The following is a 15,183-nucleotide window of genomic DNA, read 5'->3' on the forward strand; positions in this document are numbered from 1 at the left end:
GATGCCTTGTGGCACAACTACATACATGAAAAAACAACTAACACTCCTATTATTTATTGTATTTCTTGGCCTAAAAGGTGGTTTTGCACAAGAAATTCCGAAAGAATTAGAAAATATTATCTCTCCCGAAGTAAACAAGGATGGGACGGTAACGTTTAGATTTTTTGCTCCTCATGCAGATTCTGTTCAGCTTACTTCCGATTTTCTGCCTCCTGTAAAAGTAAAAACTCGTTTTGGTTTACAAGATGGCCCAGGTACCATTAATTTAACCAAAGATAAAAACGGACTTTGGACATATACCTCAAAACCACTTGAATCAGAGCTTTATAGTTATACCTTTCTTGTAGATGGTATCAGAACTAATGATGCTAACAGTCCTTATGCTTTCAGAAATGCAGCGGCCTTAACCAATGTGTTTATCGTAGGAAATGGTCGTGCTGATTTGTATAAAACTAATGATGTTTCGCACGGTTCGGTTACGCATTGCTGGTATCCGTCAGCAGGATTAAAAATGAATAGAAGGCTAACTGTTTATACACCAGCGGGTTATGAGCAATCTGCCGAAAAATATCCCGTTCTTTATTTGTTGCACGGTGCTGGTGGTGATGAAGATTCGTGGGCAGCACATGGGCGTGCAGTTCAGATTCTTGATAATTTGATTGCTCAAGGAAAAGCAAAGCCGATGATTGTGGTGATGCCCAATGGAAATGTAGTGCAAGATGGTGGTTATGGACAAGGAAAAGAGGGCTTTTATAAACCAGAATTTTTATTGCCACGCTCGATGAACGGTGAATACGAAGCCAATTTCATGGATATTATCAATTATGTTGAAAAGACTTTTCGAGTGAAAGCTGATAAGCAAAATCGTGCGATTGCTGGACTTTCGATGGGTGGATTTCATACGATGCACATCAGCCGATATTTTCCAAATACATTCGATTACGTTGGACTTTATTCAGCAGCATTAATGCCACGTGAAGATGCTACTGGTAAAGTATATAGCAATATAGATGCTACCTTAAAAATACAGAAAGAGAATGGCCTAAAACTCTATTATATAGCAATTGGGAGAGATGATTTTCTGTATCAAGCCAATGTTGATTTCAGAAAAAAACTCGATGGTTTGGGAATGAAGTATGAATATTTAGAAACAGGCGAAGGGCATATATGGAAGCTTTGGCGAATTTATTTGGCCGATTTTGCTCCGAAACTATTCAAATAACATCTTTTATGAATTGGCAGAAAGCATATCAATCAGATTTCTGCCGATTCATGTTTTTATTTATCATACATCCAAAACTTGTCTGCCTTTTTCTCCAATTCTTTCAAGAGTTTCTTGGGTAATATATCGCTTCTGGTCAATTTGCTGAGGTTGGTCACGGGTACAGAAATAACTATGAACGCTGCGGCGGTCGTGTGCCGTATGATTGGTTGTTCCTCCATGCCAAACGTGTGAATTAAAAATGAATACCGACCCAGCGGGAGCAATTATACGAATCTCATCGGGATGTTTTTCGTTGGTATCGGCCATTGCTTCATCTGGTAAAATACTCAATTTGTGGGTTTTAGGTACAATTCGTGTCGAGCCGTTTAGTTCCGTAAAATCATCTAATAACCATATACTATTACAAACTTTATAATGGCCGTTGGCTACCGCATTTTTATAGTCAACGTGTAGCTTTTGGTGTCCTTTGCCGGGTTTTGCGGCTCGATAATTCAACGACGATAATTTATATGCTTGCCCTAATACGGCTTCAATTCCTGCCAAAACTCTTGGGTGCGTATAAAAAATATCAAAAACTTGTCCTTTATTTACCAAGTCGGCGAGTCGGTCAGCACCTTCTTCTTTTGGGTGACGAATATATTTTGATTCAGCCAATTCAGCACCAGCATTCTCTCCTTCATGCTCTTGAATAGCTGCCAACCTATCATTAATTTCTTTGACTTGCTCTTTACTCAAAAGTTGGCCTAAATTAAGATAGCCATTTTCATCTAAAAAATCAATTTCTTCTTTTGTAAGCATAGTTTCAACGATAAAAAATAAATATAATACTGTGTTAAAGCATTTAATTATGCTTTTTTGAACCTGTATAAATACGGTGCTTTATTTTGTGCACCTGTGAATTTTTTTTCGAGGCGTTCGAGTACGTCTAAATCGAGAATTTTCTTCTGAAAATTATTCATGGCAAAAGGTCGGTCATACACGGCCTCATAAAGTTCTTGCACTTCCTTCATCGTGAATGTTTCGGCCAATAAATTAAACCCAATGAGCTTTCTATCAAGGTTTTGTTGGAGAGCCTCAAGGGCATAACTTAGTATTTCGTTGTGGTCGTGCATCATTTCTGGAATATCTTTTATATTTATCCATTCAACACATTCATCAAGTTCGCCTACTTGCGGGTTTACTTTACTGATTTCTACTAATGCATAAAAACCAATACAAATAAAGCGGTCTGTTATCCATTCGGCATCTGCCTCGTTATATTTTTGAGTAATATAGGGTAATAATAATTCCCGATATTTACTTTTAATGATTCGATTTTCATTTCCAAAAACTCGAAATTGTTCTAAATAGATATTTTCGAGATTAGTACGCTCTTTCAAAATTCGGTTGGCGGCGTTTTCAATACTCTCTGTTTTCATAATATAGCCACCAGGTAGATTCCAAATTCCTTCACCAATTTTTTTCTTGGCTATCAAAACCTTTAATTCTTTATTTTCATATCCAAATATCACGCAATCAATCGAAAGATTGGCAATGTATTTTTCAGTTCCGAACTCCTTCATTTTTATTGAATACTTAATGCTGCTTGCAAAAGTACATTTATCTAATCGCATTTTAAAATACTGAGAATAATACTATTCAAATAAATTATTGTGATTTTTTTATTTTCTTTTTTTTAGAAAATAAAAATTACTTATTACATTTGAATCATCTATTCAATTTTATACTTACAAACATGAAAAAACTCATCTTATTTGTGCTGATACTAAGTAGCTTAGGCACGAAGGCTCAAATCTCGAAAGATTCATTAGCCATTATTCGATTGTTAGAAAAAGAAGGTGTCGCTTGGCGTAAAGGCGATGTGAAAGGCTTTACCGACTGCTGGGTAGCAAGGCCTAAAGGGAGAATTTTCAACTCATCAGCAGATGGCAAAAGTAGGGTTGCTTCGACTTCTATGATGCAGAATCCGCCTGTGAATTTAATGGGTGGAGGTGGATTTTCGGTACATTCTAATCATGATATGAGTGTAAGCGGTAATACGGCTTGGGTAAGCCATGATGAGGTTTCAATAAGTAAAGAAGGAAAAGAAACACTATCTCGTGAAGTTAGACTTTTAGAGAAAATTGCTGGAAACTGGAAATTAGTAGGCCAATCGGCTCATTTTTATAATCGTGAAACACCCAAAACTGATACGACGAGTTTTATTCATACAGTAGATATTACAAATGGCCATATCGAAACCATTCTCTCAATAAATAAGCATTTCGAAGCTCCCAATTGGCACCCAGATAATTATTTGATTTTAAATAGTTTGGGTAAAATTTATACATTAGATTTGAATTCGAAAAAATTGAATTTGCTTAATACTGGTTTTGCAACAGCTTGTAATAATGACCACGGAATTTCACCAGATAAGAAGTGGTTGGTGGTAAGTCATAATGTGAAAGATGACCCTTCGCCTAAGCGTTATAAGTCGGCTATATTTATATTACCGATTCGTGGAGGTGAGCCTCGAAGAATAACCCCAGAAGTGGTTTCGTATTGGCATGGGTGGACTCCCGACGGAAAAACATTAGCTTATTGCGGAGAACGAAATGGAAATTATGACATATACACGATTAGTACAGAAGGAGGAGCTGAAAAAAGATTGACAGATAGCGAAGGTTTAGATGATGGCCCAGATTATTCACCAGATGGCAAGTATATTTATTTTAATTCGTATCGAACTGGACACATGCAAATTTGGCGAATGCAGGCCGATGGTTCGAATCCCGAACAATTGACATTCGATGAAAATTCAAATTGGTTTGCTCACCCATCGCCTGATGGTAAATGGATTGCCTATATTTCGTATATGTCAGATGAAAAGCAAGCACATTTGTTTGGAAAGCAAGTGAAACTCCGCCTAATGGATGTAAAAACAAAGGAAATAAAAGACCTAACGCCTGTTTTTTTTGGTGGACAAGGCACCATCAATGTACCTTCGTGGAGTGCCGATAGCAAGAAAATAGCGTTTGTGAGTTATTCTGTGAAATAATTTGGTTTAAATTCATTGCTAAAATCATTGTAATCTGCTGTTTTCGTCGACGTAGAGTAGAGACAAGCCATGCCGAGCGACGGTCGCCTTGTCTCTATAATGTGGCAACACTCCCAATAAATAAAAACTATTTAACTCTATAATCAAAACATGAAAAACGACAATTCAAATTCACGTAGGAAGTTTCTACAACAAATAGGTGCTACCAGCTTGGTGGCGGCTTCATCGCCCTTGACTTCTTTTGCTAATCAAGCAAAAGCAGAAGAGAGAATTTTACAGTATGAGAAAAAAATTACAGCTAATGATAAAATCAGAATTGGTGTTATTGGCTACGGTGTTCAAGGGCATTTTGATTTACGTACTGCTCTAAAAGTACCGGGGGTTGAATTGGCAGGTATCTGCGATTTATACAATGGCAGACTTGAAAATGCCAAGGAGCAATTTGGTAAAGAGCTTTTCACTACCAATAATTACAAAGATATTTTAGATAAAAAAGACATTGATGCTGTGCTGATTTGTACGCATGATGTGTGGCACGCTCGAATTGCCTTAGATGCTTTGGCGAAAGGAAAACACGTTTATTGCGAAAAACCGATGGTTTATAAAATTAGTGAAGGATATCCTGTAATGGCCGCCGCTAAAAAATCGGGGAAAGTATTTCAAGTGGGTAGCCAACGTGTAAGTAGTATTGGTTATGCCAAAGCCAAAGAATTGTTGGCTGCTGGTGAAATCGGAAAACTCAACATGGTAAATGCAGTGTATGACCGCCAGAGCTCGATTGGGGCGTGGGAATACACCATTCCGAAAGATGCTGATGCCATGACAACGAACTGGGGAAAATTTATTGAAGCTACCGAAAAAATGGCTTTTGATGCTAAAAAATTCTTCTGGTGGAGAGCTTTCAAAGAAGTAGGCACGGGCGTAGCTGGAGATTTATTCATCCATTTACTAAGTGGAAGTCATTTCATGACTAATTCAAAAGGCCCTGAGACGATATACAGTACTGGCCAGTTTAGCTATTGGAAAGATGGACGAAATCTCCCAGATGTGATGTCGGGTGTGATGCAGTATCCTGATAGCCCAGAGCATCCAGCTTTTCAGATGACCTTACAAGTAAACTTTATTAGTGGTACTGGTGGTCAGGAAATTATTCAATTGGTTGGTTCAGAGGGAGTTATTAGAGTGCAAGGCAATAATATTTCGATAAAACATAGTCTGATGCCCGAAGCCCCAGGTTTTGGTGGCTACGATTCGGTCTTTACTTTCTCGAAAAGTATGCAAGACGAAATGACTGCCGAATACAACGCTAAATGGACAACAGAGCAACGTAAAAGAAAAACTAAAGAGGATATTATCTTTAAAGCTCCCGATGGCTACGATGACCATTTAGACCATTTTACTAATTTCTTTGATGCCATTCGTACAGGAAAACAAGTAGTTGAAGATGCTGAGTTTGGTTTTAGAGCTGCCGCTCCAGCACTATCTTGTAATGAAAGTTATCTTAGTAAAAAAATTATCAAGTGGGACCCAGTGAATCTGAAATTGAAAGCATAGATTCACCCAATAGAAACGCCATCAGTATTCAGTTATTGATGGCGTTTTTGTTGATGATTGTTTTATATCCAAAATCTTTAAGAATAAATCGCCATCTGTTTGTTTTTCGTAAGTTTCTATTTGAAAAACATTGTTTTTTACAGACATTTATGTAGATTTTTGTAAATTGAGTAATTTATTATGTCGGTTCATGATTAGTTAAAGAAACATTAGTTTGAAACCTAAAAACATGCAAAACACAAAAAATATCAATCGTCGTTCATTTCTTAAAGTTTCTACTCTTTCGGGAGGTGGATTTATGCTTGGTATCAGTTTTTTGTCAAGTATAAATTCACTCGGCAAGTCGGTTGATAATTCACAATTAGCTAATCTGCCGCTTGATTTCAATGAACTCAACGGATTTGTAAAAATTACGGCAGATAACATAATCAAAATCATGGCACCCAATCCCGAAGGTGGGCAAGGCGTCAAGACCTCGATGCCAATGATTGTTGCTGAAGAATTAGACGTTGATTTCTCTAAAATCATAATTGAGCAAGCCGATTTAGATACCAAACATTTTACCCGACAGTTTATTGGTGGTAGTCAAGCTATCCATCAAGGCTGGAAAGCCTTACGGACAGCAGGTGCAGCAGCTCGCCAAATGCTTATAGAAGCAGCAGCTAAAACGTGGAATGTCCCAGTAGAAGAAATTATCACAAATTTGGGCGTTATTTACCATAAAAACTCTGGTAAATCTGCAAAATATGGAGAGATGGCAACCGCTGCCGCTCAAATTTCAGTACCGAAAGAAGTAAAATTAAAAAATGTAAAAGACTTCAAAATCATCGGAAAAAGTCAGCGAAATGTAGATTTGGAGAAAATTGTTTCAGGAAAACCTCTTTTTGGAATAGATACCAAAGTAGATGGAATGTTGATAGCCATGATTATACACCCACCTGCAATGGGTTTAACTTTCAAAAGTATTCAAAATGAAGCAATAGTCAAGAAAATGAAAGGAATTAAGGGTGTTTTTCCTATCAAAATTTTTAATAATGATTACGAAAAAACATTCTTTGATACGACCCAATTTAACGAAGTAGTGGCGATTGTAGGCAATAGCACCTGGGAGGTAATGCAAGCTAAAAAGGCTTTAAAAGTAAGTTGGGAAGAACAAGCCGCTTTTACCCAAAAACGTAATATGATGGGTAGAAAAACAGAAGAAAAAATACCCGCAGGTTTAGAAAATTCAACCAACCACGCAGCAAAATTAGCCGAAGGATTAGCTAAACCAGCAAATGTTCGTCGAAAAGATGGAGATATAGAAAATGCTTTCAAAAATGCAGCAAAAGTAGTAGAGCGAACCTATAATGCTCCATTCTTAGCACATAATTGTATGGAACCCATGAACTTCTTCGCTCATGTAACTGAAGAAAAAGTTCTTTTGTCAGGGCCGCTACAAAAACCCGAATTTACCGAACAAACACTTTCTGCTCGTTTGGGAATTCCTTTAGAGAAAATTGACATAAAAATGACTCGTTTGGGTGGCGGTTTTGGCCGACGTTCGTATGCTCATTGGTTAGTAGAGGCTGCATTGATTTCACAAAAAGTTAAAGCACCCATAAAATTGATTTACACCCGTGAGGACGACATGACCGCTGGAATTTATCGCCCCACATACACCGCAAAATACCGAGCAGCACTCGATGCCGATAATAATTTGATTGGTTTTCATGTAAAAGTAGGAGGAATGCCTCAGAGTCCACTTGCAGCAAATCGTTTTCCTGCTGGAGCAATTGATAATTATTTGGCCGAAGATTTTACAATTGATACCAATATAACTGTGGGTTCTTACAGAGCTCCACATTCTAATTTTATGGCTGCTGCCGAACAGTCTTTTCTTGATGAAGTAGCCGAAGTAGCAGGTAAAGACCCGATTGCTTTCAGAATAGGTTTATTGAACCGAGCCAAAGATAATCCAGTAGGTAAAAACAACGATTATGATGCCAGTAGATTCATAAAAGTATTAGAGTTAGTGCGAGAAAAATCTAATTGGGAGGCCACAAAAACAAGCAAGAAATTAGGTTTTTCAGCCTATTTCTGTCATGATTCGTATGCTGCCCACGTACTTGACTTAGAGATGAAAGAAGGTGCACCACAAATAAATAAAGTTTGGTGTGCTATTGATTGTGGAATTGTCGTAAACCCCGATGCCGCCAAAAACATGGCAGAAGGGGGCATCGTTGATGCTGTTGGAGCTGCTATGTACGGAAAAATGACTTTTACAAAAGGCGTACCCGATGCCAATAATTTTCATAATTATCGCATGATTCGCCACAACGAAGCTCCTAAAGTTATTGAGGTATTTTTTGTAGAAAATACTGAAGACCCAACAGGAATGGGCGAACCTGCTTATCCACCTGTTCATGCGGCTTTGGCAAATGCCCTTTATAAAGCTACTGGCAAGCGTTTGTATAATCAACCTTTTGGAGAAAGTATTTAGATTGTTTGATTTTTGTAAGTTTATCTTTAAAAATTTAATTCATGCGATATTCATTGGGGGTAACTCCTACTTTTAGCTTAAAAAAACGAGTAAAATGCTGTGGATATTTAAACCCTAATTCGTAAGCAATTTCACTGACAGATTTTGTTGTGTCAAAAATTCGTTCTTTAGCAATTTCGAGAAGTTTTAAATGGATAAATTCTAAGGCAGATTTGCCTGTTTCTTTCTTGATTAAATCTCCAAAATACTTTACTGAAATATTTAATTTTTCAGCACAATAAGCAACTGTTGGCAAACCTTCGATAGCTAATTTATCAGAATTGAAATAGTTGTCTAATAGGGTTTCAAATTTTTCAACCATACCTTTATTGGCTTGTTCTCTGACGATAAACTGGCGGTCATAAAAACGAATACAATAATTTAAGAATAGTTCAATCGTATTGGCAATAAGTTTTCTGCTGTACTTATCAATGGGGCGGTCAATTTCGGTTTGAATTTTCTCAAAACAATCCAGAACAAAAAGTCGCTCTTTTTCCGAGATATGCAATGCCTCGTTTACATGGTACGAAAAGTAAGTATAGTCTTTCATGTTTTGCCCCAATGAAGTTCCTCGAATCAAATCGGGGTGAAAAAATAAGACTATACCCGAAGGTTGATGCAAGCCCTTTTCATTTACCTCCTCAATTTCTACCACTTGACCAGGAGCAATAAAAACCAATGTGCCGCTTTGATAATCATAGTAATTACGCCCATATTTCATGGCACTACATTTGGCATCTTTCAAGAAAATACTGTACAATTCAAAATGTACTTTCATCGCAGGACCAGCTCCAGATTTTGATAAATCTACAATCGTAACCAATGGATTACCCGTTTGAATGCCATTAAATTTATTGATTTCTTCAATATTTCCGAGTTTCACTATTTCTTTCATATTGCTTTTTTTATGAAAACAAATTTACCTTCTTTCAGTCATATTAAGTGTTAGTTTCGGGAAAAGTGGTAGCAAAAACAGGAATTTGTATAAGAAAAGCCATGATAATATTCAGAATTTTGCATAAGAAATTTAAAACTAAATTCTCGGGAAAATGAAAAAATATTTTTTATTACTTGTTCTTTCAAGCTTTTTAACAATGACTTACGCTCAAAAAACAACCGAACAACGCCTGCAAGAAATAGAAGACCGTTTAGCTTTGAAAGCCTTAGTAGATGAGTTTTCTGTTTTAGCAGATAGAAAAGATATTGTCAACCAAATGTTGCTTTTCACAGAAGATGCCAAAGTAGAATCAGTAAACAACGGTCAAGCAATAGTATTATCAGGTAAAAAGCAAATTGGTGATGCCTTTGAGGGCTTTCTTAGCCTTTTTGAAGTAGTATATCATATCAACGGACAACAAACTATAACAATTACTGGAGATAAAGCTACGGGTATTGCCTATTGTTCAGTTTCATTGATTGGAGTGCAAAATGGAAAAAGGATGAAAAACGATATGGGTGTTATTTACAATGATGAATATGTAAAGATTAAAGGTAAATGGTTGATAGCCAATAGAAAATCTAACTTTACTTGGCGTAATTCACAACTCCTTAGCGAGTAATTTTATATGTTTGAATTTCGTAATTATTTGTTTGAAAAACGTTGTTTTTTTCAGGGTTTTAAATAGATTTTTGTATTGTGAATAATTCACTCACTCATTCTTAATTAAATTATGGCAAAGTATTCTTTAAAAATAAATGGGAAAACTCAACAAATTGATGTTGACCCTTCAACTCCTATCTTGTGGGTTTTGCGTGACCACCTGAATATGCCGGGTACTAAATTTGGCTGCGGTATGGCTCAGTGCGGAGCTTGTACTGTTCACCTCGATGGCAATGCTGTACGTTCATGTAGTTTGCCAGTTTCGGCAGTAGGAAAAGGTGCCATTACAACTATCGAAGGGCTTTCGGCTGATGCTTCTCATCCAGTGCAAAAAGCTTGGCTCGAACACGATGTGGCTCAATGTGGTTATTGTCAATCTGGACAAATCATGTCTGCAGCGGCTCTACTAAAAAGTAATCCAAATCCGACCGATGAAGAAATTGACGCTTATATGAGTGGTAATATTTGCCGTTGTGGAACTTATCTCCGAATCAAAGAGGCTATCAAAGCTGCTGCTAAAAAGTAAACATTTAACCAAAATTTGAAGAATGAAAAATACTAAAAATATTGATAGACGTTCATTTCTCAAATCTTCTGCCTTGGCAGGAGGGGGAATGATGTTGAGTTTTAGCTGGTTTTCGGAGGCAAAAGCCGCTGAAAAAGTAGCCTCATTAAATTTGACTGAAACTTGGAGTGAACTTGCTGCCTATATCAAGATTACACCCGATAACGTGATAAAAATTTTGGTTCCAAACCCCGAATTTGGACAAAATGTGATGACTTCTCTGCCTATGATGGTGGCCGAAGAATTGGATTGTGATTGGAAAAATGTGGTCGTTGAAATGGGTACACACGATAATGTGAAGTACGGGCCACAGTTTACGGGTGGAAGTAACTCTGTCAGAATGTATTGGAAACCACTCAGAAATGCAGGAGCAGCGGCACGTCAAATGCTTATTGAGGCGGCGGCACAAACTTGGGGTGTTTCGGCTTCCGAAATCACAACTAAAGCAGGTGTGTTATCGCATTCGAGTGGAAAATCGGCAAAATATGGCGAAATGGCAGCCAAAGCGGCAACTTTGGCGATTCCGAAAGATGTAAAACTAAAAGCTCCTAAAGATTTTTCGATTGTAAGAAAATCAAAGAAAAATACCGAAGGGGTAAAAGTAGTTACGGGCAAACCTCTTTTCGGAATGGATTATCGTGTAGATGGAATGTTGATTGCTATGATTCAACATCCGCCAGCATTTGGTATGAAACTCAAATCGTTTGATGCCACAGCCGCTAAAAAAATGCCTGGTATCAAAGATATATTTAGCATAAAACTATATGATGATGGCTTTGAGCAAGCTGGTTTTGATACCCGTGCTTTCAACGAAATGATTGCGATTGTGGGTAACTCTACTTGGGAAGTCATGAACGCCCGCAAAAAAATAAATGCTCAATGGGAAGCTGCTGGCGATGTGAAAGATACAATGATGGGCAGAGGCGGAAAAACTGAAAAGATAGTTCCTGGAAGATTAGAAACCACCAGCAATCAGTTGGAAATGATGGCCGAGTATGCCAAGAAACCAGCTCAACAACTCCGCAAAGATGGCGACCCAGAAGCGGCATTCAAGAACGCTGCACAAATTATCGAACGAACTTACAATGCACCGTTTTTGGCACATAATACAATGGAGCCGATGAACTTCTTTGCTCATGTACAAGAAGATAAAGCTTTGGTAGCTGGGCCTTTGCAAGCACCAGGTTGGGTAGAACCATCGCTCGCAAAGATTCTAAACCTACCTCCTGATAAAATCGAAATTCAGATGACTCGCATGGGTGGAGGTTTTGGGCGTCGGGCGTATGGCTCGTATGTGTATGAGGCTGCTCGTATTTCTCAGAAAATGAAAGCCCCTATTAAGCTAATTTATACCCGTGAAGACGATATGAGTTACGGTATTTATCGCCCAATGTACACGGCTACCTATCGTGCCGCACTCGATGCCAATAAAAATCTAATTGCTTTTCATGTAAAAGGTGGTGGAATTCCTGAAAATCCGGTTCATGCCAATCGTTTTCCAGCGGGAGCAGTAGATAATTATTTAGCCGAAGGCTGGGAAATTCCCTCAAACATTACGATTGGTGCTTTTAGAGCCCCTCGTTCTAACTTTAATGCGGCTGCCGAACAATCGTTTTTGGATGAATTGGCCGAAGCAATGGGTAAAGACCCAATCGAGATGCGTCTTGAATTACTGAAAAAAGCAAAGACAAATCCAGTTGGCAAAAACAATGACTATGATGCCGACCGATACATTGGTGTTTTAGAATTATTGAAAGAAAAATCAGGTTGGGGAAAACCCGAAAATGCAGCTAAAAAACGTGGGGTAGCCGCCTATTTCTGTCATGCTTCTTATGCTGGCCACGTGGTAGATATGGTAATGCGTGATGGACAACCTTTTGTAGAATCGGTAACTTCAGCGGTTGATTGTGGTGTAGTTGTAAATCCAGATGCCGCCCGAAATATGGTGCAAGGTGCTGTGGTAGATGGAATCGGGCAATCGTTTTATGGAGCTTTAACACATAAAGATGGAGCTGCTGAGCAAAGTAATTTCCATAATTATCGAATGATTCGCCATAATGAAGCTCCGAAAAAAATAGATGTTCATTTTGTAGAAAACGATATCGACCCAACAGGTCTTGGTGAACCACCATTTCCACCAGTTTTTGGAGCGGTAGCGAATGCTTTGTTTAAAACAACAGGTCAACGCTATTATAACCAGCCATTTACAAGCGAACAGCCTAAGACTAAGTCGTAAGAAAAAAGAGGGTCAATATTGACCCTCTTTTTTCTTTGAATTTTTAACCTTTACTTTTTCATTGGAAAAATTCCTTGTAATTGCTCATCTCTTAGCCAGATACTAAACCAAACTAATATACCGAATATAACTGGGGCAAATATCATACCGGGAGTGTCTTTGTGAATAATGTGTGTAGCTACCGCTCCACCAAGCCAAGCTGTTATGAAGAGTGCACCTAAAAAAGTAGTTTTTGGATAGGCAAATAGAACTGTGGATATAAGTAAAATAATGCCAAGATACATGACACTTTCAGCAGGATAACCAAAATCTGTGGCTGCTTTAACAGCTGATTCGGTCTGTAAAAGGTTATTAGTTGCTCCTAAAAGGAACATAATTGAAATAATTCCCTGCAGACCATAGGAGGTGTACAGGCGACTTTTTGAAATGTTCATAATAATTAGGTTTAGAGTTTTCTTAAAGAAAGATAGCTTTTGAGGTGGATATTTACAAGTAATTGAGAAGAAAATTATTGATAGTTGGTTTTTATCTTTGACAAAGTTTTAAACTTTATCAAAGATAAAAAGGTAAAAACGATTGAATATTATAATTCAACAACGAAATTTTGATTTTCATTTTGAATACTAAAATGATTTTTAATAAACCATTTTTCAGAACCAAACCATTGCAACACTTCATTTCTAGCCAGTTTGGTTTGTTGTGTACTTAAAAAACTATGATACGATGAGTGAGTATAGTCTTTGAAATCTGTTACAAAACTATGTTTTTGAGGGTTTTGATGTATATATATTATTGTACGAGTTAAGTATGCATCACTATTAATTTGTTTTCGCTTAAAAGGTGTTTCAAATAAACTTCCCGTTCGGTTGTAAATCTTATTGAAACTTTGAGTATAGCTACTAAACAACTTAGCAAATTGTTTACTGATAATATGTTCGATACTATGAAGTCCTTCATTTTGGAAGCTTCTATTTTCGGTTAAACTTCTAATTGTTGTCTCTTCTTTTACTCTAATCAGCAAATGGAAATGATTTTTTAGCAAGCAATAGGCATAAGTATCAACATAGTCAGAGAGGTAGAGTGCATATTTGCTTAAAAAGAAGGTTTAGTTTTTTTCTTGAATAAATAAATTGGTGCTATTAATGCCACGATTATAGATATGATAGTAGCAGTTACTTTCTAGAAAGTCCATGTGAATTTGGTGTTTAATTGAGGCTCTAAATATACTATTTTTTGAAATACTTTCAAGAGTTTAGAAAAGTGTAGATTTGTTTGATTTTCATAAGAATCTGTTTGAAATTGGTTAGAAAACTATGACAAAGTTTCAGAACTTTGTCATGGTTAAATATACTAATATGCAGACAAGAAAATTAGGAAATCAAGGCCTTGAAGTATCGGCCATTGGCTTAGGTTGTATGGGAATGAGTTTTTCTTATGCTCCTTTTCCACCGAAAGAAGATTCAATAAAACTTATCAGAGATGCTGTTGAGCAAGGAATTACATTTTTCGATACGGCCGAAGTCTATGGGCCATATAATAATGAAGAAATTGTAGGTGAAGCCTTAAAACCATTCAAAAATCAAGGTATTATCATTGCCACAAAGTTTGGTTTTGATATCCAAGATGGAAAAATGGTGGGAGTAAATTCTCACCCCGATAACATCCGAAGTGTAGTAGATGCTTCTTTACAAAGATTAGGTGTTGAATGTATTGATTTGCTTTATCAGCACCGAGTTGATCCTAAAGTGCCCATCGAAGACGTAGCAGGAACAGTGAAAGATTTGATTCAGGCAGGAAAAGTGAAATATTTTGGACTTTCGGAGGCGGGAGCCAACACCATTCGAAAAGCCCATGCGGTTTTGCCTGTTTCGGCTTTGCAAAGCGAATACTCACTTTGGACACGTAATCACGAAATAGAAATCATTCCTACTATCGAAGAACTAGGTATTGGTTTTGTTCCATTTAGTCCACTAGGAAAAGGTTTCTTGACGGGCACAATTGATGAGAAGCGTAAGTTTGAACCGCAAGATATTCGTGCAATCATTCCGAGGTTTACCGAAGAGGCTCGCATGGCTAACAAAGCATTGGTTGATGTGATTGCAGGTTTTGCACAAAAGCATAATGCTACAAACGCTCAAATAGCTTTGGCTTGGGTTTTGGCAAGAAACTCAATGACTGTTCCGATTCCAGGAACAACCAAACTTCATCGTTTGATTGAAAATATTGGGGCAGCTAATATCCAACTTTCAACAGCGGAAATCAACGAATTAACGATGGCCTCAGAAGCTGTAAAAGTGGTTGGAACTCGATATACGGAGGCTCAAGAAAAAGCAACAGGGTTGTAAAGCAGCAAACTCTAAGTTATATTGCCATTAATCCACTCAAAAAGGTGTATTAGTGGCATTTATCTTTTATTTATCATACTCTTCTAAGAGAAACGCTTAA

14 protein-coding genes are annotated in these 15,183 nt (G+C 37.4%); 8 read left to right on the forward strand and 6 right to left on the reverse strand.

Annotated features, from left to right (window positions below; all coding sequences use genetic code 11):
• The first annotated feature begins 25 nt into the window (after window positions 1–25).
• Window positions 26–1,222 carry an esterase gene (locus A6M55_RS00285; RefSeq protein WP_064196087.1) on the forward strand — a complete coding sequence of 399 codons (1,197 nt, stop codon included), beginning with the start codon at window positions 26–28 and terminating at the stop codon, window positions 1,220–1,222.
• 63 nt (window positions 1,223–1,285) lie between these two features.
• Here the strand turns inward: A6M55_RS00285 and A6M55_RS00290 are convergent, their stop codons facing one another.
• Both A6M55_RS00290 and A6M55_RS00295 read right to left on the reverse strand, forming a co-directional pair.
• On the reverse strand, window positions 1,286–2,023 hold the full coding sequence (locus A6M55_RS00290) for a phytanoyl-CoA dioxygenase family protein (protein WP_015029059.1): 738 nt from the start codon (window positions 2,021–2,023) through the stop codon (window positions 1,286–1,288).
• A gap of 47 nt (window positions 2,024–2,070) precedes the next feature.
• Window positions 2,071–2,787 (reverse strand): NrtR DNA-binding winged helix domain-containing protein, encoded by a 717-nt coding sequence (locus tag A6M55_RS00295; protein WP_015029060.1) that lies wholly within the window; start codon window positions 2,785–2,787, stop codon window positions 2,071–2,073.
• Between the two features lie 173 nt (window positions 2,788–2,960).
• On the opposite strand from A6M55_RS00295, the gene A6M55_RS00300 reads away from it, so the two are divergent.
• Window positions 2,961–4,262, forward strand: coding sequence for a TolB family protein (locus A6M55_RS00300; RefSeq protein ID WP_082892876.1), 1,302 nt, complete (start codon window positions 2,961–2,963; stop codon window positions 4,260–4,262).
• 150 nt (window positions 4,263–4,412) lie between these two features.
• Entirely contained in the window at window positions 4,413–5,816 is a 1,404-nt protein-coding gene (locus tag A6M55_RS00305; protein WP_064196088.1) for a Gfo/Idh/MocA family protein, read from the forward strand.
• 21 nt (window positions 5,817–5,837) lie between these two features.
• Here the strand turns inward: A6M55_RS00305 and A6M55_RS17615 are convergent, their stop codons facing one another.
• Entirely contained in the window at window positions 5,838–5,963 is a 126-nt protein-coding gene (locus A6M55_RS17615; RefSeq protein ID WP_255364393.1) for a hypothetical protein, read from the reverse strand.
• A gap of 82 nt (window positions 5,964–6,045) precedes the next feature.
• On the opposite strand from A6M55_RS17615, the gene A6M55_RS00310 reads away from it, so the two are divergent.
• Window positions 6,046–8,298 carry a molybdopterin cofactor-binding domain-containing protein gene (locus tag A6M55_RS00310; RefSeq protein ID WP_064196089.1) on the forward strand — a complete coding sequence of 751 codons (2,253 nt, stop codon included), beginning with the start codon at window positions 6,046–6,048 and terminating at the stop codon, window positions 8,296–8,298.
• A 34-nt stretch (window positions 8,299–8,332) separates the two neighbouring features.
• On the opposite strand, the gene A6M55_RS00315 is transcribed toward A6M55_RS00310, so the two are convergent.
• Window positions 8,333–9,232, reverse strand: a complete 900-nt coding sequence (locus A6M55_RS00315) for an AraC family transcriptional regulator (RefSeq protein WP_064196090.1) — start codon at window positions 9,230–9,232, stop codon at window positions 8,333–8,335.
• A 154-nt stretch (window positions 9,233–9,386) separates the two neighbouring features.
• On the opposite strand from A6M55_RS00315, the gene A6M55_RS00320 reads away from it, so the two are divergent.
• From A6M55_RS00320 to A6M55_RS00330, 3 genes are all read left to right on the forward strand, one after another.
• Window positions 9,387–9,896, forward strand: a complete 510-nt coding sequence (locus tag A6M55_RS00320) for a nuclear transport factor 2 family protein (protein ID WP_015029065.1) — start codon at window positions 9,387–9,389, stop codon at window positions 9,894–9,896.
• 111 nt (window positions 9,897–10,007) lie between these two features.
• The gene (locus tag A6M55_RS00325; RefSeq protein ID WP_015029066.1) at window positions 10,008–10,463 is read left to right on the forward strand and encodes a (2Fe-2S)-binding protein; all 456 of its coding nucleotides are present in this window, start codon (window positions 10,008–10,010) and stop codon (window positions 10,461–10,463) included.
• A 22-nt stretch (window positions 10,464–10,485) separates the two neighbouring features.
• Window positions 10,486–12,738 carry a xanthine dehydrogenase family protein molybdopterin-binding subunit gene (locus tag A6M55_RS00330; protein WP_064196091.1) on the forward strand — a complete coding sequence of 751 codons (2,253 nt, stop codon included), beginning with the start codon at window positions 10,486–10,488 and terminating at the stop codon, window positions 12,736–12,738.
• A gap of 50 nt (window positions 12,739–12,788) precedes the next feature.
• Here the strand turns inward: A6M55_RS00330 and A6M55_RS00335 are convergent, their stop codons facing one another.
• Together A6M55_RS00335 and A6M55_RS00340 are read right to left on the reverse strand one after the other, a co-directional pair.
• Complete coding sequence (locus tag A6M55_RS00335) at window positions 12,789–13,172, reverse strand: DoxX family protein (RefSeq protein ID WP_064196092.1); 384 nt, start codon at window positions 13,170–13,172, stop codon at window positions 12,789–12,791.
• A 149-nt stretch (window positions 13,173–13,321) separates the two neighbouring features.
• Window positions 13,322–13,759: a hypothetical protein gene (locus A6M55_RS00340; RefSeq protein ID WP_082892877.1), complete on the reverse strand. Its 438-nt coding sequence runs from the start codon at window positions 13,757–13,759 to the stop codon at window positions 13,322–13,324.
• A 334-nt stretch (window positions 13,760–14,093) separates the two neighbouring features.
• Here A6M55_RS00340 and A6M55_RS00345 point away from each other — a divergent pair, with 334 nt between their 5' ends.
• Entirely contained in the window at window positions 14,094–15,083 is a 990-nt protein-coding gene (locus A6M55_RS00345; protein WP_041694038.1) for an aldo/keto reductase, read from the forward strand.
• Window positions 15,084–15,183: the final 100 nt, after the last annotated feature.

The sequence above is a fragment of the Emticicia sp. MM genome, assembly GCF_001649495.1.

Bases quoted from the DNA above. Each gene is read 5' to 3' on its own strand.
- A6M55_RS00285 (WP_064196087.1), top strand. From the start codon at position 26: ATGAAAAAACAACTAACACTCCTATTATTTATTGTATTTCTTGGCCTA.
- A6M55_RS00290 (WP_015029059.1), bottom strand. From the start codon at position 2,023: ATGCTTACAAAAGAAGAAATTGATTTTTTAGATGAAAATGGCTATCTT.
- A6M55_RS00295 (WP_015029060.1), bottom strand. From the start codon at position 2,787: ATGAAGGAGTTCGGAACTGAAAAATACATTGCCAATCTTTCGATTGAT.
- A6M55_RS00300 (WP_082892876.1), top strand. From the start codon at position 2,961: ATGAAAAAACTCATCTTATTTGTGCTGATACTAAGTAGCTTAGGCACG.
- A6M55_RS00305 (WP_064196088.1), top strand. From the start codon at position 4,413: ATGAAAAACGACAATTCAAATTCACGTAGGAAGTTTCTACAACAAATA.
- A6M55_RS17615 (WP_255364393.1), bottom strand. From the start codon at position 5,963: ATGTCTGTAAAAAACAATGTTTTTCAAATAGAAACTTACGAAAAACAA.
- A6M55_RS00310 (WP_064196089.1), top strand. From the start codon at position 6,046: ATGCAAAACACAAAAAATATCAATCGTCGTTCATTTCTTAAAGTTTCT.
- A6M55_RS00315 (WP_064196090.1), bottom strand. From the start codon at position 9,232: ATGAAAGAAATAGTGAAACTCGGAAATATTGAAGAAATCAATAAATTT.
- A6M55_RS00320 (WP_015029065.1), top strand. From the start codon at position 9,387: ATGAAAAAATATTTTTTATTACTTGTTCTTTCAAGCTTTTTAACAATG.
- A6M55_RS00325 (WP_015029066.1), top strand. From the start codon at position 10,008: ATGGCAAAGTATTCTTTAAAAATAAATGGGAAAACTCAACAAATTGAT.
- A6M55_RS00330 (WP_064196091.1), top strand. From the start codon at position 10,486: ATGAAAAATACTAAAAATATTGATAGACGTTCATTTCTCAAATCTTCT.
- A6M55_RS00335 (WP_064196092.1), bottom strand. From the start codon at position 13,172: ATGAACATTTCAAAAAGTCGCCTGTACACCTCCTATGGTCTGCAGGGA.
- A6M55_RS00345 (WP_041694038.1), top strand. From the start codon at position 14,094: ATGCAGACAAGAAAATTAGGAAATCAAGGCCTTGAAGTATCGGCCATT.